Origin of the sequence: Streptococcus sanguinis (assembly GCF_050222175.1) — a bacterium.
GTDB classification, from domain to species: Bacteria; Bacillota; Bacilli; order Lactobacillales; family Streptococcaceae; genus Streptococcus; species Streptococcus sanguinis_M.
Genome location: NZ_CP071420.1, coordinates 20,972 through 43,802 on the forward strand (window position 1 = coordinate 20,972; position 22,831 = coordinate 43,802).

General features: G+C 45.0%; 18 protein-coding genes, 17 tRNA genes and 1 rRNA gene. 35 read left to right on the forward strand and 1 reads right to left on the reverse strand.

Annotated features, from left to right (window positions below; genetic code table 11):
- Positions 1 to 24 precede the first annotated feature (24 nt).
- The 35 genes from rrf (at position 25) to purH (ending at position 20,523) form a co-directional block, all read left to right on the forward strand.
- Positions 25 to 140: ribosomal RNA gene (gene rrf, locus J1C91_RS00105) — 5S ribosomal RNA — on the forward strand.
- 3 nt (positions 141 to 143) lie between these two features.
- Positions 144 to 216 (forward strand) — tRNA-Val (locus J1C91_RS00110).
- A 16-nt stretch (positions 217 to 232) separates the two neighbouring features.
- Positions 233 to 305, forward strand: a tRNA-Asp gene (locus tag J1C91_RS00115).
- Between the two features lie 32 nt (positions 306 to 337).
- A tRNA-Lys gene (locus J1C91_RS00120) sits at positions 338 to 410 on the forward strand.
- Between the two features lie 5 nt (positions 411 to 415).
- Positions 416 to 497 (forward strand) — tRNA-Leu (locus J1C91_RS00125).
- A 16-nt stretch (positions 498 to 513) separates the two neighbouring features.
- Positions 514 to 586, forward strand: a tRNA-Thr gene (locus J1C91_RS00130).
- Positions 587 to 600: 14 nt separating this feature from the next.
- Positions 601 to 672: transfer RNA gene (locus J1C91_RS00135), tRNA-Gly, on the forward strand.
- 7 nt (positions 673 to 679) lie between these two features.
- Positions 680 to 765, forward strand: a tRNA-Leu gene (locus tag J1C91_RS00140).
- A gap of 31 nt (positions 766 to 796) precedes the next feature.
- Positions 797 to 870: transfer RNA gene (locus tag J1C91_RS00145), tRNA-Arg, on the forward strand.
- Between the two features lie 20 nt (positions 871 to 890).
- Positions 891 to 964: transfer RNA gene (locus tag J1C91_RS00150), tRNA-Pro, on the forward strand.
- A gap of 5 nt (positions 965 to 969) precedes the next feature.
- A tRNA-Met gene (locus J1C91_RS00155) sits at positions 970 to 1,043 on the forward strand.
- Between the two features lie 13 nt (positions 1,044 to 1,056).
- Positions 1,057 to 1,130: transfer RNA gene (locus tag J1C91_RS00160), tRNA-Ile, on the forward strand.
- A gap of 12 nt (positions 1,131 to 1,142) precedes the next feature.
- Positions 1,143 to 1,232: transfer RNA gene (locus J1C91_RS00165), tRNA-Ser, on the forward strand.
- A gap of 19 nt (positions 1,233 to 1,251) precedes the next feature.
- Positions 1,252 to 1,325, forward strand: a tRNA-Met gene (locus J1C91_RS00170).
- 5 nt (positions 1,326 to 1,330) lie between these two features.
- Positions 1,331 to 1,403 (forward strand) — tRNA-Phe (locus tag J1C91_RS00175).
- A 20-nt stretch (positions 1,404 to 1,423) separates the two neighbouring features.
- Positions 1,424 to 1,494 (forward strand) — tRNA-Gly (locus tag J1C91_RS00180).
- A 33-nt stretch (positions 1,495 to 1,527) separates the two neighbouring features.
- Positions 1,528 to 1,601, forward strand: a tRNA-Ile gene (locus tag J1C91_RS00185).
- Positions 1,602 to 1,610: 9 nt separating this feature from the next.
- Positions 1,611 to 1,698: transfer RNA gene (locus tag J1C91_RS00190), tRNA-Ser, on the forward strand.
- Positions 1,699 to 1,770: 72 nt separating this feature from the next.
- The gene (gene mreC, locus J1C91_RS00195) at positions 1,771 to 2,586 is read left to right on the forward strand and encodes a rod shape-determining protein MreC (protein ID WP_002908382.1); all 816 of its coding nucleotides are present in this window, start codon (positions 1,771 to 1,773) and stop codon (positions 2,584 to 2,586) included.
- A 1-nt stretch (position 2,587) separates the two neighbouring features.
- On the forward strand, positions 2,588 to 3,088 hold the full coding sequence (gene mreD / locus J1C91_RS00200; RefSeq protein ID WP_002908383.1) for a rod shape-determining protein MreD: 501 nt from the start codon (positions 2,588 to 2,590) through the stop codon (positions 3,086 to 3,088).
- 96 nt (positions 3,089 to 3,184) lie between these two features.
- Positions 3,185 to 4,399 carry a peptidoglycan hydrolase PcsB gene (pcsB, locus tag J1C91_RS00205; RefSeq protein WP_009660204.1) on the forward strand — a complete coding sequence of 405 codons (1,215 nt, stop codon included), beginning with the start codon at positions 3,185 to 3,187 and terminating at the stop codon, positions 4,397 to 4,399.
- A gap of 124 nt (positions 4,400 to 4,523) precedes the next feature.
- The gene (locus tag J1C91_RS00210) at positions 4,524 to 5,489 is read left to right on the forward strand and encodes a ribose-phosphate diphosphokinase (RefSeq protein WP_002908384.1); all 966 of its coding nucleotides are present in this window, start codon (positions 4,524 to 4,526) and stop codon (positions 5,487 to 5,489) included.
- Between the two features lie 313 nt (positions 5,490 to 5,802).
- Entirely contained in the window at positions 5,803 to 6,372 is a 570-nt protein-coding gene (locus J1C91_RS00215; protein WP_004184508.1) for a hypothetical protein, read from the forward strand.
- A 94-nt stretch (positions 6,373 to 6,466) separates the two neighbouring features.
- Entirely contained in the window at positions 6,467 to 7,309 is an 843-nt protein-coding gene (gene srtB, locus J1C91_RS00220; protein ID WP_004184505.1) for a class B sortase, LPKTxAVK-specific, read from the forward strand.
- Positions 7,310 to 7,488: 179 nt separating this feature from the next.
- Complete coding sequence (locus J1C91_RS00225) at positions 7,489 to 8,661, forward strand: pyridoxal phosphate-dependent aminotransferase (RefSeq protein WP_125438955.1); 1,173 nt, start codon at positions 7,489 to 7,491, stop codon at positions 8,659 to 8,661.
- Complete coding sequence (gene recO, locus J1C91_RS00230) at positions 8,654 to 9,427, forward strand: DNA repair protein RecO (protein WP_002926487.1); 774 nt, start codon at positions 8,654 to 8,656, stop codon at positions 9,425 to 9,427. The genes J1C91_RS00225 and recO overlap by 8 nt, the downstream gene beginning before the upstream one ends.
- Positions 9,428 to 9,432: 5 nt before the next feature.
- A complete protein-coding gene (gene plsX, locus J1C91_RS00235) occupies positions 9,433 to 10,431 on the forward strand; it encodes a phosphate acyltransferase PlsX (protein WP_002922797.1) in 999 nt (332 codons plus the stop codon).
- A gap of 2 nt (positions 10,432 to 10,433) precedes the next feature.
- Positions 10,434 to 10,682: an acyl carrier protein gene (locus tag J1C91_RS00240; protein WP_002898839.1), complete on the forward strand. Its 249-nt coding sequence runs from the start codon at positions 10,434 to 10,436 to the stop codon at positions 10,680 to 10,682.
- 153 nt (positions 10,683 to 10,835) lie between these two features.
- Positions 10,836 to 11,543, forward strand: a complete 708-nt coding sequence (gene purC / locus J1C91_RS00245) for a phosphoribosylaminoimidazolesuccinocarboxamide synthase (RefSeq protein ID WP_002905710.1) — start codon at positions 10,836 to 10,838, stop codon at positions 11,541 to 11,543.
- Between the two features lie 19 nt (positions 11,544 to 11,562).
- Complete coding sequence (locus J1C91_RS00250) at positions 11,563 to 15,297, forward strand: phosphoribosylformylglycinamidine synthase (RefSeq protein WP_125438953.1); 3,735 nt, start codon at positions 11,563 to 11,565, stop codon at positions 15,295 to 15,297.
- Between the two features lie 98 nt (positions 15,298 to 15,395).
- On the forward strand, positions 15,396 to 16,835 hold the full coding sequence (gene purF, locus J1C91_RS00255; RefSeq protein ID WP_125438951.1) for an amidophosphoribosyltransferase: 1,440 nt from the start codon (positions 15,396 to 15,398) through the stop codon (positions 16,833 to 16,835).
- Between the two features lie 59 nt (positions 16,836 to 16,894).
- The gene (gene purM / locus J1C91_RS00260; RefSeq protein ID WP_002908395.1) at positions 16,895 to 17,917 is read left to right on the forward strand and encodes a phosphoribosylformylglycinamidine cyclo-ligase; all 1,023 of its coding nucleotides are present in this window, start codon (positions 16,895 to 16,897) and stop codon (positions 17,915 to 17,917) included.
- A complete protein-coding gene (purN, locus tag J1C91_RS00265; protein ID WP_002908398.1) occupies positions 17,914 to 18,465 on the forward strand; it encodes a phosphoribosylglycinamide formyltransferase in 552 nt (183 codons plus the stop codon). Before purM ends, purN begins: the two co-directional genes overlap by 4 nt.
- Positions 18,466 to 18,509: 44 nt before the next feature.
- The gene (locus J1C91_RS00270) at positions 18,510 to 18,974 is read left to right on the forward strand and encodes a GNAT family N-acetyltransferase (RefSeq protein ID WP_002894335.1); all 465 of its coding nucleotides are present in this window, start codon (positions 18,510 to 18,512) and stop codon (positions 18,972 to 18,974) included.
- A 1-nt stretch (position 18,975) separates the two neighbouring features.
- Entirely contained in the window at positions 18,976 to 20,523 is a 1,548-nt protein-coding gene (purH, locus tag J1C91_RS00275; RefSeq protein WP_125438949.1) for a bifunctional phosphoribosylaminoimidazolecarboxamide formyltransferase/IMP cyclohydrolase, read from the forward strand.
- A 135-nt stretch (positions 20,524 to 20,658) separates the two neighbouring features.
- Here the strand turns inward: purH and J1C91_RS00280 are convergent, their stop codons facing one another.
- On the reverse strand, positions 20,659 to 22,614 hold the full coding sequence (locus J1C91_RS00280; RefSeq protein ID WP_002908402.1) for a GBS Bsp-like repeat-containing protein: 1,956 nt from the start codon (positions 22,612 to 22,614) through the stop codon (positions 20,659 to 20,661).
- Positions 22,615 to 22,831 lie beyond the last annotated feature (217 nt).

The window sequence follows — 22,831 nt, forward strand, 5'->3', positions numbered from 1 at the left end:
AGGACAGGACAGTTAATTCAATAGTTAAGTGACGATAGCCTAGGAGATACACCTGTACCCATGCCGAACACAGCAGTTAAGCCCTAGAACGCCGGAAGTAGTTGGGGGTTGCCCCCTGTGAGATATGGTAGTCGCTTAGCGAAGGGAGTTTAGCTCAGCTGGGAGAGCATCTGCCTTACAAGCAGAGGGTCAGCGGTTCGATCCCGTTAACTCCCATATTCTGAAAAGAATAGGTCCCGTAGTGTAGCGGTTATCACGTCGCCCTGTCACGGCGAAGATCGCGGGTTCGATTCCCGTCGGGACCGTTGAAGTCGAGAAGATTTCAATAAAAGTAAGAGACTCGTTAGCTCAGTTGGTAGAGCATTTGACTTTTAATCAAAGGGTCACTGGTTCGAGCCCAGTACGGGTCATAAGAGCGGGTTTGGCGGAATTGGCAGACGCACCAGATTTAGGATCTGGCGCTTTAGGGCGTGGGGGTTCAAGTCCCTTAACCCGCATATAAGATAATAATGAGCCGGCTTAGCTCAGTTGGTAGAGCATCTGATTTGTAATCAGAGGGTCGCGTGTTCAAGTCATGTAGCCGGCATTTTTGAATAGGATGCGAACGTAGTTCAGTGGTAGAACATCACCTTGCCAAGGTGGGGGTCGCGGGTTCGAATCCCGTCGTTCGCTTGAGGCGGCCGGGGTGGCGGAACTGGCAGACGCACAGGACTTAAAATCCTGCGATTGGTAACGATCGTACCGGTTCGATTCCGGTCCTCGGCATAGACTTGTAAGAGGCAGTAGAAGAAGATGAGCACCCTTAGCTCAACTGGATAGAGTACCTGACTACGAATCAGGCGGTTAGAGGTTCGACTCCTCTAGGGTGCATTAAGTGAATAACTTAAGTTCGGGAAGTAGCTCAGCTTGGTAGAGTACTTGGTTTGGGACCAAGGTGTCGCAGGTTCGAATCCTGTCTTCCCGATAGATGGCGGTGTAGCTCAGCTGGCTAGAGCGTCCGGTTCATACCCGGGAGGTCGGGGGTTCGATCCCCTTCGCCGCTATAATGATCTTGTCGGACCTTTAGCTCAGCTGGTTAGAGCTCTCGGCTCATAACCGAGTGGTCGTAGGTTCAAGTCCTACAAGGTCCATAGTGTTATCTTGGAGGATTACCCAAGTCCGGCTGAAGGGAACGGTCTTGAAAACCGTCAGGCGTGTAAAAGCGTGCGTGGGTTCGAATCCCACATCCTCCTTAGGGACAAATAGTATTGACGCGGGATGGAGCAGCTAGGTAGCTCGTCGGGCTCATAACCCGAAGGTCGTAGGTTCAAATCCTGCTCCCGCAATAATTGGCTCGGTAGCTCAGTTGGTAGAGCAATGGATTGAAGCTCCATGTGTCGGCGGTTCGATTCCGTCTCGCGCCATACATCATCGTATTGGAAATGCGGGTGTAGTTTAGTGGTAAAACTACAGCCTTCCAAGCTGTTGTCGCGAGTTCGATTCTCGTCACCCGCTTTGAACGAAAGTTCATACCAAGTTTTCGAACTTGGGCGCGTAGCTCAGGTGGTTAGAGCGCACGCCTGATAAGCGTGAGGTCGGTGGTTCGAGTCCACTCGTGCCCATAAAATATTGGAGAATTACTCAAGAGGCTGAAGAGGACGGTTTGCTAAATCGTTAGGTCGGGTAACCGGCGCGGGGGTTCGAATCCCCCATTCTCCGTATAATGAGGAGTTTAGCATTTGCTATCTCCTTTTCTTATACTTTCTCGTCCTGTTTAGTGAGGTTTTTCTGATGAATCGATTTAAAAAGTCTAAGTTTCTGCTTTCTTTTTTTGTATTAGTTGTTGCAATGACGATACTTATCTTATCTACCTCTTCTAGTTGGTTTGTATCAACTACTTCAAATATTATTTCATTGGTAGATAGACTTCTCGGCTCTCCTTTTGCTTTTGTAGCTGATAAAAAAGAAGAAATGTCAGATTTGATGTCTACTTATAGAGAGAATCAGCAGCTCAAGAAAAATCTTTATGAGGTTGAGGAAAAGGCTGGGAAGGCAGATTCCTTAGAAGATGAGAATGAGCAGTTGCGAAAACTTCTGGAATTTAAAGAGGCTGATAAAAATCAAATACAGATTGCCAGCGAAGTGATTGCTCGTACGCCAGCATCTTGGAAAAATGAGCTGACTATTGACAAGGGGACATCTGATAATGTGACAGATGCTATGCTAGTAGTCGCTAATGGTGGTCTGGTCGGAAGTGTTTCTGAAACTAGTAGTCAGTCTAGCTTAGTTTCTCTACTGACTAACGAGGAAAACTCAACTAAAATTTCTGTTAGAATTCAAACTAAGTCTGGTCTAGTTTATGGGATTATTACGGGTTATGATGAAAAAAACTCTGCTTATATCATCAGTCAGTTAAATAGTGCTGAAGATATAAAAGAGGGAGATGAGGTTGCAACCAGTGGCTTGGGTGCTTATAATGCAGAAAATATTCCTGTCGGTAAGGTACTTTCCGTGTCTGAGGCTAAGGATCAGCTAAACAAAGTTGTCCTAGTTAAGCCGGCTGCTGATTTGTCGGATATCCGTGCTGTAATGTTGGTAGGGAACTAATATGAGAGATATTAAAGAACATCTTTTGACTCCTATTACTTTATTTTTTGTTTTATTGATCGACGGGCAGATTTCGACTTTTCTGGCTAATATTCTGCCTTTACAATGGCACTTAGTCAGTCATTTTATCTTTATTTTCATGCTTTTTGTTTCCATCAACCTCTCTAAAAACTACAATATTCTCTTATTTTGCTGTTTGGGGCTGATTTATGATGTTTACTATTTTCATACCATCGGTATTGCTCTTATTCTTTTTCCTCTTTTAAGTCTCTTGGTTTGTCAGTCTAGTCCGACTATGCTTTTAAATAAATTTACTCGCTTTTTATCTGTTTTGATTCTTGTATTTTTATTTGAATTAACCAGTTTTGCTTTTGCAGTATTTTTGAATCTTTCTAGTCTGAATTTGCAGGATTTTGTCCTTAGCAGTTTAGTACCGAGTATCCTTCTCAATGGCCTGATATTCCTCATTTTTCAGTCTATTTTCGAAAAAATGTATTTATGATAAACAAGAAATAAAAATGTAATAAAGGCGTAACATATGATACAGCATTTTCTGGTATACTAGTTAATGTCTTATAAGAAGGAGTGTATTATTTTTATGAAGAAAAAACTACTCACATCAATTTTATTGAGTACAGTTATCCTTTCACAAGGAGCTGCACTTGTGAGCGTTAAAGCGGAGACAACTGATGAAAAGATTGCTGCACAAGACAGCAAGATTAATAGTTTGACAGAGCAACAACAATCAGCTCAAGCACAAGTTAACGAGATTCAAGGCCAAGTATCTGCTATTCAAAAGCAACAAGAAGAGCTTAAAGCAGAAAATGAAAAATTGTCTGCTGAATCTGCAAAACTTTCTGCAGAGATTGACGAACTGTCTAAAAATATTGTTGCTCGTAATGAGTCACTTGCAAATCAAGCACGCAGTACTCAAACAAATGGAACTGCTACTAGCTACATCAATACAGTTGTAAATTCTAGCTCTATCACAGAAGCTATCTCTCGTGTAGCAGCTATGAGCGAAATTGTTTCAGCAAATAACAAAATGCTGGAACAACAAAAGAAAGATAAAGAAGTAATTGCTGAAAAGCAAGTTGCAAATAATGAAGCTATCAATACTGTAATTGCCAACCAAGAGAAGTTAGCTGATGATGAGCAAGCTTTGGCAACAAAACAAGCTGAACTGAAAGCGGCTCAGGCAAGCCTTGCAGCTGAAAAAGCAACTGCTGAAAACGAAAAGAATTCTCTTCTTGAAGAAAAAGCAGCAGCTGAAAAAGCAGCAGCAGAAGCAGCGGCTCGTGAAGCAGCTTATAAAGCAGAGCAAGAATCAAAACGCCAAGCAATTGAAGCTTCAGGAAATACTACCCTGCAAGCTCAGGTTCAAGCAGTTGTTAATTCAGCTCCAGCAGCTGAAGCAGCGGCTCCAGCAGCACCTGCAGTAACTCAATCTGTTGCCCGTGCGAATAGACCAGTTTATAGCTCATCTGCATCTTCTTATCCAGTAGGTCAATGTACTTGGGGTGCTAAGACATTAGCTCCTTGGGCTGGCGATTACTGGGGTAATGGTGGACAATGGTCTGCAAGTGCAGCAGCAGCAGGCTTCCGTGTTGGTTCACAGCCAGAAGTTGGAGCGATTGCATGTTGGACTGATGGTGGATACGGACACGTTGCAGTAGTAACAGCTGTTCAATCTACTACAAGCATCCAAGTATCAGAAGCAAACTACCTTGGACAACAATCAATCGGTAACTACCGTGGATGGTTTAACCCAACAACTGCACAAGGTACAGTTTCATATATTTATCCGAACTAATCAGTAAAAAGCGCCTCTGGCGTTTTTTATTTTTAATTGAAAAATCAACTGAAAAAAGTTACAATGGTAGTTGGGAAAAGTTGTAATTGGACAATGAAAGACGATTTAGAATCTGGAGGGAATCATGTCTTTTTCTGATTTAAAACTCTTTGCTCTTTCTTCTAATCAAGAATTAGCGCAGCGTGTTGCTCAAGAGATTGGATTGCCACTTGGGAAATCAACTGTTCGTCAGTTCTCTGATGGAGAGATTCAAGTGAATATTGAAGAATCTATTCGCGGGAAACACGTCTTTATTTTGCAGTCTACCAGCTCGCCAGTCAATGATAATTTGATGGAAATCTTGATTATGGTAGATGCTTTGAAACGGGCTAGCGCTGAATCCATTAATGTTGTCATGCCTTACTATGGCTATGCTCGGCAGGATCGCAAGGCTAGAGCTCGTGAGCCAATTACATCTAAATTAGTTGCTAATATGTTGGAAATTGCTGGTGTGGATCGGATGCTGACTATTGACTTGCACGCAGCGCAAATCCAGGGCTTCTTTGACATTCCTGTGGATCACTTGATGGGTGCACCTTTGATTGCTGATTACTTTGAACGCCGTAATATGAAAGGAGGAGACTATGTGGTAGTCAGTCCTGACCATGGTGGTGTGAGTCGGGCTCGTAAGTTAGCAGAGTTTCTGAAAACCCCGATTGCGATTATTGATAAGCGTCGCAGTGTGGACAAGATGAATAGCAGTGAAGTCATGAACATCATTGGTAAGGTGGAAGGAAAAACTTGTATCTTAATTGATGATATGATTGATACAGCAGGGACTATCTGCCATGCAGCTGACGCTCTCGCTGAAGCAGGGGCTGTAGAAGTCTATGCTAGCTGTACGCATCCAGTCTTGTCTGGTCCAGCTATGGATAATATCCAAAAGTCGGCGATTAAAAAATTGGTTGTGCTGGATACAATTTATCTGCCTCAAGAGCGCTTGATTGATAAGATTGAGCAGATTTCAATTGCGCATCTTTTAGGGGAAGCCATTGTCCGTATTCATGAAAAACGGCCGCTGTCACCCTTGTTTGAAATAGGTAAAAAATAATCTGAGATATATGGCTGGGATACTTGATTTCTGGCCTCTTTTTTATTTTATTCCTACTATCTTTTTTAAAAAAGTTCAACATTCACTTTGAAAGAAAACTCAAATTACTTGATGTTTCAAATATAAATAAATGACCATTTAAATAGTTGGTAAATTGACAATTTGTCTCATCCCTTGGTATTCTTTGATTTTAGAAATTTTTATGTAGTAAAATTCTTGACTTTTTTTAGAGTTCGAACTATACTTAATAGTAGGTAATATTAGGTAACGGGGAGTTACAATTATTTTTGAAAAGTAACGAGGAGATGAGATAATGAAAAAGGTTTTGCTTTCAAGTGCTGTGGCCCTTTCACTTTTCGCGGCTGCTGCACCAGTATTTGCTGAGGGTACAGCCAGTCTTTGGGTTAATGACATTGATAATAATGAAGTTCCCCAAGGCAGTACGGACTCAGAATCTAATAAAGTTATGGATGAATTGCAGGCCTATAGAGATGCACAATCAGCTCTGGATCAGCAAGTTGCTGAAGCTAAGAAAGCTCCGGTTGGCAAAAGTGCTGTGATGGAGGATCAAGCTGGTAACAAAGTTCTTGTTATTGGTGAGGGAGAGTCGGCTAATGCGGATCAGCCTTCAGTGGCACCATCTACTACAGATCCATCTACACCGGCTTATTCGGCAGCACCTTACTCCACAGCCTCTTCATCAGTTCCAACTTTTCCAGCACCGTCTCAATCTTCGGCGGCATCCTCTTCAGCAGCAGGTAAAAAGAAGGCTAAAAAATCAGAAAATAAAGCAAAAAAAGCTCCGGAAGCAAAAGAAGAGAACAAGGAAAATGAGGAAAACTCTGAAGACAAGTCACTTCCTAAGACAAGTGCAGTCAAATAATTTTGTCTTTAATTTGTGCTAACGCCTAAATATCACTGAGCCTTTGTTCGGTGATATTTTTTGTAAAAAATGAAAAATAAAGGATTTTTAGATTATGCAAGAAAAAGATAGGAGTCAAACTTCGAATAAGAAACTGCTCCTTGTTGTTGGAATTTGCCTCCTACTGATTGTTCTGGTTATTTTTTCTGTTTTTTATTCTTTCCGTTCATCAGCATCAGGCAGCAAGCTTCGAGTTTCGCATCCTAGCAGGATTGAAATGTCAAGCTCATCTGCATCTTCAAGTCAGACAGAAAAGGAATATTTAGCAGAGCGTTTTGCTAAACTGAAAGCTGTGAATTCAGAAACGATAGGCTATGTCTATGCTCCTGGTACACAGTTGGATGAGCCAGTGGTGCAAACGAAAGATAATGCGACTTATCTGCTGAAGACTTTTGAAGGAAAGCAAGAGCCCTATATGGGAGCGGTCTTTATGGATAAGGACAATCATAAAGATTTCAGCGATCGTCTGACTTGGCTTTTCGGGCATGCTCGGGGTAGCAAGGCAGGAGATCATCGCATGTTTAATGATGTCAACTACTATGATCGTCAGGATTATTTTGACAAACATAGATATGTCGTGATTGAGACTCCTGAGCGTAAGTATTATTATCAAGCTATGGGACTGGTCATCGTGCCGGAAGAGACTGCTTTTTATCGGACGGAGTTTAAGGATGACGAGGACTTTACAACTCAGCTTAGAAATATCTATGAGGCTGCTCGGACAAAGGATCCCAAGATAAAGATTAAGGCGAGTGACCGGTATTTAGTTCTCTCAACCTGCCGTGAGGAAGATGACACGATTCGTTCTAACCTTTATTTGCGGCAGATTCCTGATTCAGAACTGCCAGATTTTCTGGCCAAGCATGGCAAGGAATTGACTTATACACCGACTCGTTGATTGGCCAGTCACGTGAGATGCAGCTATATCCACTATCTGCCAGAGAAGAATTTTAAGGCAAGGCCAAAAGGGACTGAGTGCAAGCTTAGTCCTTTTTCTGCATGGGAAATCATGTAATAGCTTTTGCTATGCTTCTGCATTTATAGTATAATAGTTCTATTGAGCGGCTGGAGGTATGTATGGATTTAAGTAAGAAATTTAATAAAAACTTAGAAAAAATAGAAATTTCGCTGATTCGTCAGTTTGACCAATCAATTTCTGCTATTCCGGGAGTTCTTCGGCTAACCTTAGGGGAGCCGGACTTTACAACACCGGATCATATCAAAGAAGCAGCCAAGGCGGCGATTGATGCTAATCAAAGTCACTACACTGGTATGAGCGGTCTCTTGGATCTGCGTCAGGCGGCTAGCAGCTTTGTGAAAGAAAAGTACAATCTGCACTATCGCCCAGAAGATGAGGTCTTGGTCACGATTGGGGCGACAGAGGCCTTGTCGGCTACGCTGACAGCTATTCTAGAAGAAGGAGACAAGGTCTTGCTGCCAGCTCCTGCTTATCCAGGCTATGAGCCCATTGTAAATCTAGTAGGGGCAGAGATTGTCGAGATTGATACAACGGCCAATAACTTTGTCCTCACTCCAGAGATGCTGGAAGCGGCTATTTTAGAACAGGGCGAGCAGCTAAAAGCGGTCATTCTTAATTATCCAGCCAATCCAACCGGCGTGACTTATTCGCGGGAGCAGATAAAAGCTTTGGCGGATGTCCTAGGAAAATACCAAGTCTTTGTGGTCTGTGATGAGGTCTATTCTGAGTTGACCTATACGGAGCAGGGGCATGTCTCCATCGCGGAGTATCTGCCAGACCAAACCATTGTCATCAACGGCTTGTCTAAGTCTCATGCCATGACTGGCTGGCGGCTGGGCTTTATCTTTGCTCCAGCAGTTTTCACTGCTCAGCTGATTAAAAGCCATCAGTATCTCGTAACAGCGGCCAATACTATGGCTCAATTTGCCGGCATTGAAGCCCTGACAGTTGGGAAAGATGATGCGGAGCCAATGAAGGCTGAGTATATTCAGCGTCGCGATTATATCATAGAGAAAATGGCTGAGCTAGGCTTTAAGATTATCAAACCAGATGGGGCTTTTTATATTTTTGCTAAGATACCAGACGGTTATAATCAAGATTCTTTCGCCTTTCTGCAGGATTTTGCGGAGAAGAAGGCCGTGGCCTTTATCCCAGGAGCGGCTTTTGGTCAATATGGGGAAGGCTATATCCGCCTGTCCTATGCGGCTAGTATAGAGACGATTCGAGAAGCTCTGAAACGCCTCAAGGACTACATGGAGGACTATGCTTAAATCTCTAACAAGTCAAGGTCTGGTTCTCTATAACCGCAATTTCCGCGAGGATGATAAGCTGGTCAAAATCTTTACGGAACAGGCTGGTAAGCGTATGTTTTTCGTCAAGCATGCTGGGAAGTCCAAGCTAGCACCCGTCATTCAGCCTTTGACTGCGGCGAACTTGCTGATGAAAATCAATGATGATGGTCTTAGCTATATCGAGGACTATCAGGATGTGGTTACCTACCATCGCATCAATGAGGACTTATTCATCATGGCCTATGCCAGCTATGTGGCGGCCTTGGCAGATGCCAGTCTTCAGGACAATCAGCCGGATCCGGCTCTCTTTGCTTTTCTGCAGAAAACTCTGGAGATGATGAATAATGGTCTAGACTATGAGGTGCTGACCAATATCTTTGAGATTCAGATTTTGTCACGTTTTGGGGTTTCGCTGAACTTCCATGATTGTGCCTTTTGTCATCGGACAGGTCTGCCCTTTGATTTTTCTTTCAAATATAGCGGAGTCCTTTGCCCTGATCATTACCATCAGGATGAACGGCGCTGTCATCTGAATCCAAATCTTCCTTTTCTGCTGGACCAATTTCAGGCGGTTCGCTTTAGCGAATTGGAGACCATTTCTTTGAAGCCAGATATTAAAAAGCAGCTGCGGGATTTTATTGACCTGCTCTATGATGAATATGTCGGCATCCATCTCAAATCCAAAAAATTTATAGATTCTCTGGGGGACTGGGGAAGCATTTTAAAAGATAAGAACGAGGAATAAATCGAATGAAAAAAATAGCTGTTGATGCTATGGGAGGGGACAATGCCCCTCAGGCTCTGGTCGAAGGAGTCAATCAAGCAGTACAGGAGTTCTCGGATATTGAAATTCTCCTTTATGGCGATGAGGCGAAAATTAAGCCTTATCTGACTGCTGGTGAGCGGGTCCGCATCATCCACACGGAGGAAAAGATTGACTCGGACGACGAGCCGACAAAGGCCATTCGTCAGAAGAAAGAGGCTAGTATGGTGCTGGCAGCCAAGGCTGTGAAGGCAGGGGAGGCAGATGCTATGCTATCTGCTGGAAATACTGGAGCGCTTTTGGCGGCAGGTTTCTTTATCGTAGGGCGTATCAAGAATATTGACCGACCAGGTCTCTTATCTACTATGCCAACGGTTGGCGGTCAGGGATTTGATATGCTGGATTTGGGAGCTAATGCTGAAAACACAGCCCATCATTTACACCAGTATGCGACTTTGGGTTCTTTCTATGCTGAAAATGTCCGAGGGATCAAGAAGCCGCGGGTGGGTCTCTTGAATAACGGAACGGAAAGCAGTAAGGGCGATCCTCTACGCAAGGAAGCCTATGAGCTTTTAGCTGGGGATTCGACACTTAACTTTATCGGCAATGTAGAAGCGCGTGATTTGATGGATGATGTGGCGGATGTTGTCGTTGCAGATGGCTTTACTGGTAATGCCGTTCTGAAATCAATCGAAGGAACTGCTATCAGTATCATGGGTCAGCTGAAGAAGTCTATTTTAGGCGGTGGTTTCAAAGCTAAATTGGGAGCTTGGCTGCTCAAGGACAGCCTGCGAGGGCTCAAAAATAGTCTGGACTATTCTAGTGCAGGCGGTGCAGTTCTATTCGGTTTGAAAGCGCCTGTTGTCAAAACGCATGGCTCTAGCGATGCTAAGGCTGTTTATAGTACGATTCGTCAAATTCGGACCATGCTGGAAACAGATGTTGTTGGTAAATCGGTCATTGAATTTTCAGATGCAAAGGAGTAACCATGAGCGAAAAAGAAATTTATGCAAAAATTGTCGAAATCATTCAAGAACATGACAGCAGTAAGCTGCATGTCACTCCAGAGTTGAATTTGAAAGAAGAACTGGGAGTGGACTCTGTTGATTTGATGGAATTTATCATCAATCTGGAAGAAGCTTTTGATATTGAGATTCCCGATGAGGATATGGATAACTTTAAAACAATTTCCGATGTGGTGGCTTATATCCATGAGAAACTGAAGAAGCAACATTAAAAATCAAAGATCGGTATCTTCCGGTCTTTTTTCGTATCTTGGAAAGGAAACGATTTCTTTAACTAGGTACATAAAGTTTATACGGAATTTCTTGTAAAATATATTCAAAGATGATAAAATGAGGGTATAAAACCACGAAAGGCGAATATTAAAATGTCTAATAAGTTGTTATATTCGGGAAAAGCCAAGGATATTTTCTCTACAGATGATGAGCAAGTCATTCTGGCACGCTACAAGGACCAGGCAACGGCTTTTAATGGAGTCAAGAAGGAGCAGATTGCTGGTAAAGGAGTGCTCAACAACCAGATTTCATCTTTTATTTTTGAGAAACTCAATGCAGCTGGTGTGGCGACGCATTTCATTGAGAAGGTTTCGGATACGGACCAGCTAAATAAAAAAGTAGAGATTATTCCTTTGGAAGTGGTGCTGCGCAACTACACAGCAGGTTCTTTTTCCAAACGTTTTGGAGTAGAAGAGGGCATCGCACTTGAAACTCCGATTGTGGAATTTTACTACAAAAATGATGATTTGGACGATCCTTTCATCAATGACGAACATGTGAAATTCTTGAAGATTGCCAGCGATCAAGAAATTGCCTTTTTGAAAGAGGAGACTCGTCGAATCAATGAGCTCTTGTCAGATTGGTTCCGCCAAATCGGACTGAAATTGATTGATTTCAAGTTAGAGTTCGGCTTTGACAAAGATGGCAAGATTATTCTGGCAGACGAATTTTCACCAGATAATTGCCGTCTCTGGGATGCGGAAGGCCATCACATGGACAAGGATGTTTTCCGGCGTGGCCTTGGTGAACTGACAGATGTCTATCAGGTTGTTTGGGAAAAATTGCAGGCGATTAAATAAGGACAGGGTGTGAAAAATCATGGACAAGCGTATTTTTGTAGAGAAGAAGAGCAACTTCGGTGTGAAGTCACAGAGCTTGGTAAGAGAGCTGACGCATAATCTTCAGTTGAAAACATTGTCAGATCTTCGGATGATTCAAGTGTATGATGTCTTTCATCTGGCAGAAGACTTGGTTTCTCGTGCTGAAAAGCATATTTTCTCCGAGCAAGTGACAGATAGATTGCTGACGGAAGAGGAAGTAGAGGCTGCATTTGCAGAGACAGCGTTTTTTGCCATCGAAGCGCTGCCGGGTCAGTTTGACCAGCGGGCAGCCAGCTCTCAGGAGGCTCTCTTTTTGCTTGGTGCTGGGACAGATGTTCTGGTGAGAACCGCTCAGCTTTATTTGGTCAACAAAGACATCTCAGACAGCGAGTTGAAAGCAATCAAGAAATACTTGCTGAATCCAGTTGATTCACGCTTTAAAGATATTGAGCAGCCGATCCAGCTGGAGCAGTTCTCCGAGTCTGACAAGACCATTCCGGTTCTGGACTTCTTTAAGGACTACACGGAAGCGGACTTTAAAGCCTACAAGCAGGAGCATGGTCTGGCTATGGAAGTGGCAGATTTGCTCTTTATTCAAGACTATTTCAAGTCGATTGGTCGTTTCCCGACAGAAACAGAGCTCAAGGTTCTGGATACTTACTGGTCCGACCACTGTCGACATACGACTTTTGAGACGGAGTTGAAGAAGATTGATTTTTCAGCTTCTAAGTTTGAAAAGCAGCTCCAGGCCACTTATGATAAATACTTGGCTATGCGCGATGAGCTAGGACGTGGTGACAAACCGCAGACTCTCATGGATATGGCGACTATTTTTGGTCGCTACGAGCGAGCTAATGGCCGTCTGGATGACATGGAAGTGTCTGATGAGATCAATGCCTGCTCAGTAGAGATTGAAGTGGATGTGGATGGTGTCAAGGAGCCTTGGCTGCTGATGTTTAAAAATGAAACCCATAACCACCCAACAGAAATTGAACCTTTTGGTGGGGCTGCGACCTGTATCGGCGGAGCCATTCGTGATCCGCTTTCTGGTCGTTCTTATGTTTACCAGGCTATGCGGATTTCTGGTGCAGGTGATATTACTCAGCCGATTGCTGAAACGCGGGCTGGCAAGCTCCCTCAGCAGGTTATTTCAAAAACTGCAGCACATGGCTATTCTTCTTACGGGAATCAAATTGGTCTAGCAACGACCTATGTTCGTGAGTATTTCCATCCAGGCTTTGTAGCCAAGCGGATGGAGCTAGGTGCAGTTGTTGGTGCGGCTCCTAAGGAAAATGTTGTCCGTGAAAAACCAGCGGCAGGTGATGTGGTTATCTTGCTGGGAGGCAAGACGGGCCGTGATGGTGTCGGTGGAGCGACTGGATCGTCCAAGGTGCAGACAGCTGCGTCTGTGGAGACTGCTGGTGCTGAAGTACAAAAAGGAAATGCTATTGAGGAGCGCAAGATTCAGCGTCTCTTCCGCGATGGCAATGTGACTCGTCTCATCAAGAAATCCAATGACTTTGGGGCCGGGGGTGTCTGCGTAGCTATTGGTGAATTGGCGGACGGACTGGAAATTGACCTTGACAAGGTGCCGCTCAAATACCAAGGACTTAATGGTACAGAAATCGCGATTTCTGAGTCGCAGGAGCGGATGGCAGTAGTGGTCCGCCCAGAAGATGTGCAACAATTTATCACTGCGGCAGCTAAGGAAAATCTGCTGGCAGTCGTTGTGGCTAAAGTGACAGAAAAGCCAAATCTGGTTATGCACTGGAACGGGGAAACTATCGTGGATATTGAGCGGAGTTTTCTAGATACCAATGGTGTGCGTGTGGTTGTGGACGCCAAGGTTGTGGATGCCCAAGCAGCATTGCTGGGGCAGGCTGTAACTTCTGAAGCAAGTCTGGAGCAGGATCTCAAGAGCCTGCTTAGCGATCTCAATCATACCAGTCAAAAGGGGCTGCAGACGATCTTTGATAGCTCTGTTGGCCGTTCTACTGTCAATCATCCAATTGGCGGACGCTACCAAATCACGCCGACTGAGGCTTCTGTGCAGAAACTGCCAGTTGAGCATGGCAAGACAGAGACAGTATCTGTGATGGCGCAGGGCTACAATCCTTATGTAGCAGCTTGGTCACCTTATCATGGAGCAGCTTATGCAGTGATTGAAGCGACAGCTCGCTTGGTTGCTGCTGGTTCGGACTGGTCTAGGGCTCGTTTCTCTTATCAGGAATACTTCGAGCGGATGGACAAGCAGGCTGAGCGTTTTGGACAGCCGGTCTCTGCTCTGCTTGGTTCGATTGAAGCTCAGATTCAGCTCGGTTTGCCGTCTATTGGTGGTAAGGATTCCATGAGCGGAACCTTTGAAGAATTGACCGTACCGCCGACCTTGGTAGCTTTTGGAGTGACTACTTCAACTGCTGGGCGCATTCTGTCTCCAGAGTTTAAGGCAGCAGGAGAGTCCATCTACTATCTGCCAGGACAGGTCCTGTCTCAGGATATTGACTTTGACTTAATCAAGAATAACTTTGAAAATTTTGCGGCCATTCAGGCCAAGTATGAGATTACAGCAGCCGCAGCTGTCAAATACGGTGGCCTAGCAGAGAGTCTGGCCTTGATGAGCTTTGGTAATCGTATTGGTGCTCAAGTGGATGTTGCTGACTTGCCTTCCGTTTTGCAGGCGCAGTTGGGCGGATTTGTCTTTACCAGTCCGGAGCAGGATATTCCAGGTGCGGTGAAGATTGGTCATACCAAGCCAGACTTTACACTGATTGTCAATGGTGTTCAGCTTGAGGGAGCAGAGCTTTTGGCAAGCTTTGAAGGCCGACTAGAGCCTATCTACCCGACAGAATTTAAACAGGAAACAGTTATTGAAGAAGTGCCGGCTCTTGTCGCTGATACAGTTATCAAAGCCAAAGAGACAGTGGCGGAACCGTTAGTTTACATTCCAGTCTTCCCTGGAACTAACTCAGAATACGATTCAGCCAAAGCTTTTGAAGCAGCTGGAGCCAAGGTCAATCTAGTTCCATTCGTTACTTTGGATGAAGCAGCCATTGTTCAGTCCGTTGACAGCATGGTTGACAATATTGACAAGGCCAATATCATCTTCTTTGCAGGCGGCTTCTCTGCTGCAGATGAGCCAGATGGATCCGCTAAGTTTATCGTCAACATCTTGCTAAACGAGAAGGTCAAGAAAGCCATCGATGCTTTCATTGCTCGCGGCGGTCTCATCATTGGTATCTGTAATGGCTTCCAGGCTCTGGTTAAATCCGGCCTTCTTCCTTACGGGAACTTCGAAGAAGCAGGGGCTAGCAGCCCAACTCTCTTTTATAATGATGCCAACCAGCACGTGGCTAAGATGGTTGAAACCCGCATTGCCAATACCAACTCGCCTTGGCTGGCTGGTGTGCAAGTGGGAGATATCCATGCCATTCCGGTTTCACATGGTGAAGGGAAATTTGTCGTGACGGCTGAGGAATTTGCTGAGCTGCGCGATAATGGTCAGATTTGGAGTCAGTACGTCGACTTTGATGGTCAGCCAAGCATGGACAGTAAGTATAATCCAAACGGCTCTCTCTACGCTATCGAAGGGATTATGAGCAAGAATGGCCAAATCATCGGGAAGATGGGCCACTCAGAACGTTATGAAGACGGTCTTTTCCAAAATATTCCAGGTCAGAAAGACCAGAAATTGTTTGAAAGCGCCGTTCGTTATTTCCAAGCGAGTCACGAATAAAGTTGGCTTGCAAGAGCAAGCAATCAAAAAAGGAGTCTGCTTGGCCTGAAAGGCCAGGTTTTCTCCCTTTTACAAGACAAAAGAATTTAGGTAAAACAATGACATACGAAGTAAAGTCACTGAATGAAGAGTGCGGTATTTTTGGAATCTGGGGTCATCCACAGGCGGCTCAGGTCACCTATTTCGGACTCCATAGTCTGCAGCACCGCGGTCAGGAAGGAGCAGGTATCCTGTCAAACGACCACGGAAAGCTCAAACGCCACCGCGATTTGGGGCTGGTTGCAGAGGTCTTTAAGAACCCAGCAGATTTGGACAATCTGACAGGAGAAGCCGCCATCGGCCATGTCCGTTATGCAACGTCTGGCGGAGCCTCCATCAATAATGTCCAGCCTTTCTTCTTCAGTTTCTATGATATGCAGATGGGCTTGGCGCATAATGGCAATCTGACAAATGCCCATTCACTGAGACGGGAGTTAGAAAAGAAAGGTTCCATCTTTGCCAGCTCGTCTGATACGGAAATTCTCATGCACTTGATTCGCCATAGCGAGCAGGAAAATTTCTTAGATAAGCTTAAGGAATCCTTGAGACGAGTTCAGGGGGGCTTTGCCTATCTCATCATGAGAGAGGAAAAGCTCTACGCCGCGTTGGATCCTAATGGCTTTCGTCCTTTGTCCATCGGCCGCATGAAAAATGGGGCCTGGGTCGTTTCTAGTGAAACCTGTGCTTTTGAAGTGGTGGGTGCCGAATGGGTGCGCGACCTTGAGCCGGGGGAAATCGTGATTATCGATGATGAAGGAGTGACCTACGACAGCTATACGACAGATACCCAGCTGGCTATTTGCTCAATGGAATATGTCTATTTTGCTCGGCCGGACAGCGTCATTCACGGTGTCAATGTTCATGCAGCTCGCAAGCGGATGGGCCGCAGACTGGCTCAGGAATTCCAGCATGAGGCGGATATCGTTGTCGGCGTGCCTAATTCTTCCCTGTCAGCGGCCTCTGGCTTTTCCGAAGAGTCTGGCCTGCCAAATGAAATGGGTCTGATTAAAAATCAATACATCCAACGGACCTTCATCCAGCCGACGCAGGAGTTGCGAGAGCAAGGAGTTCGTATGAAATTATCTGCTGTTTCCAGCATTGTCAAGGGCAAGCGCGTGGTCATGGTGGATGACTCTATCGTGCGGGGAACAACCAGCCGACGCATCGTCCAGCTCTTACGAGATGCAGGAGCTGCTGAAGTCCATGTGGCTATTGGTAGTCCTGAGCTTAAATATCCATGTTTCTACGGCATTGATATCCAGAATCGTCGCGAGCTCATCTCGGCCAATCATACGGTTGATGAGGTCTGTGAGATTATCGGAGCTGACAGCCTGACTTATCTGTCGCTGGAAGGCCTCATTGAATCAGTTGGTATTGAGACGGATGCTCCGAATGGCGGACTTTGTGTGGCTTACTTTGACGGTCAGTACCCAACTCCGCTCTATGACTATGAAGAGCGCTATCTGGAAAGCCTGAAGGAGAAGACGAGTTTTTATTGAAACGAGGTCAGCGGTTCTTGTCGCAATCTTTTTCAAAAATAAGAGTAAGGAAGAAAATTATGACAAATAAAAATGCATACGCTCAATCCGGTGTGGATGTTGAAGCAGGTTATGAAGTTGTTGAGCGAATCAAAAAACATGTAGCACGTACAGAGCGGGCTGGCGTCATGGGGGCGTTGGGTGGCTTTGGTGGCATGTTTGACCTGTCTCAGACTGGGGTCAAGGAGCCAGTGCTGATTTCTGGTACGGATGGGGTCGGAACCAAGCTTATGTTGGCCATTCAGTATGACAAGCACGATACCATTGGGCAGGATTGTGTAGCCATGTGTGTCAACGACATCATTGCTGCAGGAGCTGAGCCCCTTTACTTCCTGGACTATATTGCCACTGGGAAAAATGAACCAGCAAAGCTGGAGCAAGTTGTTGCCGGTGTGGCTGAAGGCTGCGTTCAGTCTGGAGCTGCTTTGATTGGTGGGGAAACCGCTGAGATGCCTGGTATGTACGGTGAAGATGATTATGACCTAGCTGGTTTTGCTGTCGGGGTTGCTGAGAAGTCAGAGATTATTGACGGCTCTAAAGTCGCTGAGGGCGATGTACTTCTGGGGTTGGCTTCCAGCGGCATCCACTCAAATGGTTATTCCCTTGTGCGCCGTGTTTTTGCGGACTATACTGGTGAGGAAGAACTGCCAGAATTGGAAGGTAAGAAACTCAAGGAAGTGCTGCTTGAGCCGACTCGTATCTATGTCAAGGCTTTGCTGCCGCTGATTAAGGAAAAGCTGGTTCATGGGATTGCCCATATTACCGGTGGCGGTTTTATCGAAAATGTGCCCCGCATGTTTGCCGATGACTTGGCTGCTGAGATTGAAGAAGACAAGATTCCAGTCTTGCCGATTTTTAAGGCCTTAGAAAAATATGGTCACATCAAGCACCAAGAAATGTTTGAAATCTTTAATATGGGGTTAGGGATGATTTTGGCTGTAGCGCCTGAAAATGTGGATCGTGTCAAAGAACTTCTTGCCGAGACTGTTTATGAAGTTGGCCGGATTGTCAAAAAAGAAAATGAAAGTGTCCTTATCAAATGAAAAAAATTGCCGTTTTTGCTTCGGGTAATGGATCAAATTTTCAAGTGATTGCTGAGCAGTTTCCTGTTGAATTTGTCTTTTCAGACCATCGCGATGCCTATGTGCTCGAGCGGGCGGATAAGCTAGGTGTCAAAAGCTATGCCTTTGAGCTCAGAGAATTTGACAGTAAGGTGGCTTATGAGCAAGCCATTGTAGACCTACTAGAAGCGCAGCAGATTGACTTGGTTTGCCTAGCAGGCTATATGAAAATTGTAGGGCCAACCTTGCTTGGTGCTTATGAAGGACGTATCATCAATATCCACCCAGCCTATCTACCCGAGTTTCCAGGAGCTCATGGCATTGAGGATGCTTGGCAGGCTGGCGTCTCTGAGAGCGGTGTGACCGTTCACTGGGTGGACTCGGGTGTGGACACAGGCAAAATTATCCAGCAAGTGCGCGTGCCGCGTTTAGCTGAGGATACGCTGGAAAGTTTTGAAGAACGCATCCATGCCGCCGAGTATCAACTCTATCCTCAAGTGCTGGAGAGTTTAGGGGTAGGGAGAAGGTAAGAAGTAAATCAAGTTTTGATTGTGCAATATTGCTAGGAGAAAAAATGATTGAGCTGAAATTAGTAGATGAGAGCAGTTTTCAGGCAGTGCTGGATTTGAAAATATCAGAAGCTGATGAACAAGCACGTTTCGTAGCTCCAAATGTGCGCTCTTTAGCTGACGCATGGCTCTACCGGAAAAATGAAGATGTGTTTCCGATGGCAATCTATTGGGATAAGCAAGTGGTTGGCTTTCTCCTACTGGAAATAGACAAGGATGAAGCGGAATACTTTATCTGGCGGATAATGATTGGTCAGCAGTACCAAGGAAGAGGCTATGGTCGAAAAGCCTTGGAAGTTCTGATCAAAAAGGCTCAGATGGATAGAGCTTGTAGTCATATTATCGCAGATTATGTGGTTGGAAATGAAAAAATGAAGCGCCTGCTGACTAGTCTGGGTTTTCAGGAAACAGGATTTATAGAAGAGAATAACGAAGTCGCTATGCGCTTGGATCTAAAGAAAGAGGAATAGAATGACGAAAAAAGCCCTAATCAGTGTATCAGACAAGACAGGCATTGTAGAATTTGCGAAAGAGCTGAAAGCTCTGGGCTGGGATATCATCTCAACCGGTGGTACCAAGGTGGCCTTAGACAATGAAGGAGTGGGCACCATTGCTATTGATGATGTGACTGGCTTTCCAGAGATGATGGATGGCCGTGTCAAGACCCTCCATCCAAACATTCACGGAGGTCTCTTGGCTCGTCGGGACTTGGATAGCCACTTGCAAGCGGCCAGGGAAAATCAGATTGAGCTCATTGACCTGGTCGTGGTCAACCTCTATCCTTTTAAGGAAACCATTCTCAAGCCGGGTGTTGAGTATGCGGACGCGGTGGAAAATATTGACATCGGTGGCCCCTCTATGCTGCGCTCTGCGGCTAAAAATCATGCCAGCGTGACAGTTGTCGTAGATCCGGCTGATTATGCTCTTGTTCTGGAAGAGTTGGCAGCAAATGGCCAAACGACCTATGAAACGCGGCAGCGCTTAGCAGCCAAGGTTTTCCGTCACACAGCTGCTTATGATACTTTGATTGCAGACTATTTCACGGCTCAGGTGGGCGAAAGCAAGCCAGAAAAACTGACTCTGACCTATGAGCTTAAGCAGCCCATGCGCTATGGGGAAAATCCTCAGCAAGATGCGGATTTCTATCAGACTGCTTTGCCACTGGACTATTCCATCGCTTCGGCCAAGCAGCTGAATGGGAAAGAGTTGTCCTTTAATAACATCCGTGATGCCGATGCGGCCATTCGCATCATTCGTGATTTCAAGGATCGGCCAACTGTTGTAGCGCTAAAACATATGAATCCTTGCGGTATTGGTCAGGCGGATGATATAGAGACAGCTTGGGACTATGCTTATGAATCTGATCCAGTTTCTATTTTTGGTGGAATTGTCGTCCTCAACCGCGAAGTAGACGCTGCGACAGCTGAGAAGATGCACGGTATTTTCCTGGAAATTATCATCGCACCGAGCTACACGGCAGAAGCGCTAGCGATTTTGACCAATAAAAAGAAAAATCTGCGGATTTTGGAGTTGGCTTTTGATGCGCAGGCAGCTTCTGGAGCAGAGAAGGAAGTGACCGGTGTTCTGGGTGGTCTCCTCGTGCAAAATCAAGATGTTATCGAGGAAAATCCAGCTGATTGGCAGGTCGTGACCAAGCGCCAGCCGAGTGAGCAGGAGCGCGTGGCTTTGGAATTTGCTTGGAAGTCCGTTAAATATGTCAAATCCAACGGAATCATCATCACCAATGACCGTCAGGTGCTGGGAGTCGGTCCCGGTCAGACTAACCGTGTGGCTTCTGTCAAGATTGCTATTGAGCAAGCTAAAGATCGCCTTGACGGTGCCGCTCTGGCTTCTGACGCCTTCTTCCCTTTTGCGGACAATATCGAAGAAATTGCGGCGGCTGGTATCAAAGCTATCATCCAGCCGGGTGGTTCTGTCCGTGATGAGGAGTCTATCGAAGCGGCTGACAAGTATGGCTTGACCATGATTTTCACTGGCGTACGGCATTTTAGGCATTAAGAAATAGAAAAAATCCTCGGCTCGACCGAGGATTTTTTAGTAGACTTATACTCAATAAAATTCATGAATAAACTAAGCAGTAGCAGTCTGCTCAAAGCACTGGTTTGAAGTGATTTTGAGGAATGCGAAAGCGACTTATTTAGGGTAGATATAGGTCAGACGGCCCCAGTAGGAAGCAGTTGGGTCAAACCAGCCACGGAAGTTGCTGATGTACTGCTTGCCGAGATAGTTAGACTCTTGGATCTGGATGCGGGTATTGGATTCGACATGCGTGACGACACCAACATGGCCGTAGCCGCCGTCATCCCAGCAGGCGATGGCGCCAACCTCAGGCGTACTGCCGGTACGGAATCCAGCTCTTCTGGCACTAGCTGCCCATTGACCGCCGTTGCCCCAGTAATTTCCTGCCCAAGGAGCTAGAGCCTTGGCTCCCCAAGTACATTGACCGACAGGATAAGTTGTCGCATTAGCAGCGGCATAGTTTGGCTGAATATTAGCTGATTGAACGCTTGATTTCTCAACCTGATAGCTAGTTCCAGTCAGGCCAGTCAGTTGTCCTGCTTTTCTACGATAGACATGGGTGTTAAATAGACCGCTCCCCTTGTGATTCTGAGTATCTACGGTGAATTTGTAGGTTCCATTGCCGACCTTATTGGCGGTATACCATTTGATATCATCTTGCCCATTGACTTCTGACCAAGTTGGCAGAATAATATCGCCATCTCCGTAGGCGTCTGTCACTGTCACCTCGTAGCGATTAGCATCGGATTTCTTGACTGCAACCTTGGCTTGAATTTGGTCGGTAGACATTGGTGTGGGATCAGCTGCGTAGTTGTGTTCGCTACCATCATTGTAAGTGATATAGACATGATTATTATAGGTCCCAGACAAAGCCTGATGATTGCGGATATCAAAGGTCGCACTGAAGGTTCCGTCTCCGTTAGGCGTTGCCTTATACCATTTAAGATTGCTCTGATTGCTAGTGCTCCAAATGGGAACTTGGACAGACTTTATGGGTTTAGATAAAGCTGTTTCAGTGATTTTTACAGTATAGGTTCCTTGTTTGGGGTTGATATTTTCTATAGTAAAAAGCGGCTTTTGCTCCTCTTCAGAAGGCAATTTTCCACTATCAATTTGTGCAGTAGTCCCTGAGAGACCTGTTAAGTCTGACTTAACATAACTTTCACCGTAAAGGTGGATATTGTAAGTCCCAGTGTCGTAGTTATGCTTTCTGAGTTCCACCCGAGCGCTGTAGCTGCCATCTGGATTTTTGCTTGCTTCGTACCATTGTAAATCATCTTGCCCTTTCTTATCAGACCAAGTTGGAAGAACAATTCGATGCATGGTGTCAGGTACGTTTTTGACAGTAATTTCCATGATACCGGTCTGAGGGAAGCTGGTCTCAACAGTAGGATTAGGTTTTTCTAAATTGAAAGTGGTTCCGTTTAAGCCAATCATCTTACCATCTTTATTTTCATAAGTATGAATGTGATAAGTTCCATAGCCTTTGTGATTTGAAAGTTCAAATTCAGTAATATCTTGTCCTGCATTGTACCATTTGATATCATCTTGTCCATTTTCATCAGACCAAACAGCATGTAAAATATTGGAATTTATTTGGTCTTTGTTGCGATTAAAGTGAATTTGAGCGGTTTTCCCTAGGATATTAGAGGTGACATTAACGGCTGGTTTATCGAGAGTAAAGGTTGTTCCATTCAAACCAATTAATTTTCCATAGAGATCAATATAGGTATGAACATGAAAGGTTCCGTAACCTGGATGGCTACTCAGGTTAATGTCAGTGTTAGTAGTAGTTGTTGATGGCGCTTCATACCATTTGATATCATCCTGTCCGTTCTCGTCAGACCAAACAGCGTGGAGAATACGATGAGGTTCTTGAGCTTGGGAACGGGTATAACTAATAGAGGCTGTACGATCGTTCACAGTCACATCGACATTGCTGGCACGATCAGTAGGGCCTAGAATTTTGACTTCAGATTCAGGCGTTTCGGTCGCATGAACTGTTGAGTGGCTTGCAAAGAGACCTAGGACAGCTCCGGATAATAAAAACAGTTTTTGATATTTCTTCATAAAACTCCTTTGTGAGAATGGTTTTGGATGGGCCCACCTGTATTATTCGGAAAACTTATTTGAAAATGATAGTAAATTTGACAAGTCCTGAATATCTTTTGTCTACAATGGGTACAATCCACTCAAAAAGGAGAATGCAGAAGCCAACAATAATTACGGCGATCATATAGAAGAGGCATTCTTTTTCTCATTAGAATGGAATAAAACGAACGATTGT

Bases quoted from the DNA above. Each gene is read 5' to 3' on its own strand.
- mreC (WP_002908382.1), top strand. From the start codon at position 1,771: ATGAATCGATTTAAAAAGTCTAAGTTTCTGCTTTCTTTTTTTGTATTA.
- mreD (WP_002908383.1), top strand. From the start codon at position 2,588: ATGAGAGATATTAAAGAACATCTTTTGACTCCTATTACTTTATTTTTT.
- pcsB (WP_009660204.1), top strand. From the start codon at position 3,185: ATGAAGAAAAAACTACTCACATCAATTTTATTGAGTACAGTTATCCTT.
- J1C91_RS00210 (WP_002908384.1), top strand. From the start codon at position 4,524: ATGTCTTTTTCTGATTTAAAACTCTTTGCTCTTTCTTCTAATCAAGAA.
- J1C91_RS00215 (WP_004184508.1), top strand. From the start codon at position 5,803: ATGAAAAAGGTTTTGCTTTCAAGTGCTGTGGCCCTTTCACTTTTCGCG.
- srtB (WP_004184505.1), top strand. From the start codon at position 6,467: ATGCAAGAAAAAGATAGGAGTCAAACTTCGAATAAGAAACTGCTCCTT.
- J1C91_RS00225 (WP_125438955.1), top strand. From the start codon at position 7,489: ATGGATTTAAGTAAGAAATTTAATAAAAACTTAGAAAAAATAGAAATT.
- recO (WP_002926487.1), top strand. From the start codon at position 8,654: ATGCTTAAATCTCTAACAAGTCAAGGTCTGGTTCTCTATAACCGCAAT.
- plsX (WP_002922797.1), top strand. From the start codon at position 9,433: ATGAAAAAAATAGCTGTTGATGCTATGGGAGGGGACAATGCCCCTCAG.
- J1C91_RS00240 (WP_002898839.1), top strand. From the start codon at position 10,434: ATGAGCGAAAAAGAAATTTATGCAAAAATTGTCGAAATCATTCAAGAA.
- purC (WP_002905710.1), top strand. From the start codon at position 10,836: ATGTCTAATAAGTTGTTATATTCGGGAAAAGCCAAGGATATTTTCTCT.
- J1C91_RS00250 (WP_125438953.1), top strand. From the start codon at position 11,563: ATGGACAAGCGTATTTTTGTAGAGAAGAAGAGCAACTTCGGTGTGAAG.
- purF (WP_125438951.1), top strand. From the start codon at position 15,396: ATGACATACGAAGTAAAGTCACTGAATGAAGAGTGCGGTATTTTTGGA.
- purM (WP_002908395.1), top strand. From the start codon at position 16,895: ATGACAAATAAAAATGCATACGCTCAATCCGGTGTGGATGTTGAAGCA.
- purN (WP_002908398.1), top strand. From the start codon at position 17,914: ATGAAAAAAATTGCCGTTTTTGCTTCGGGTAATGGATCAAATTTTCAA.
- J1C91_RS00270 (WP_002894335.1), top strand. From the start codon at position 18,510: ATGATTGAGCTGAAATTAGTAGATGAGAGCAGTTTTCAGGCAGTGCTG.
- purH (WP_125438949.1), top strand. From the start codon at position 18,976: ATGACGAAAAAAGCCCTAATCAGTGTATCAGACAAGACAGGCATTGTA.
- J1C91_RS00280 (WP_002908402.1), bottom strand. From the start codon at position 22,614: ATGAAGAAATATCAAAAACTGTTTTTATTATCCGGAGCTGTCCTAGGT.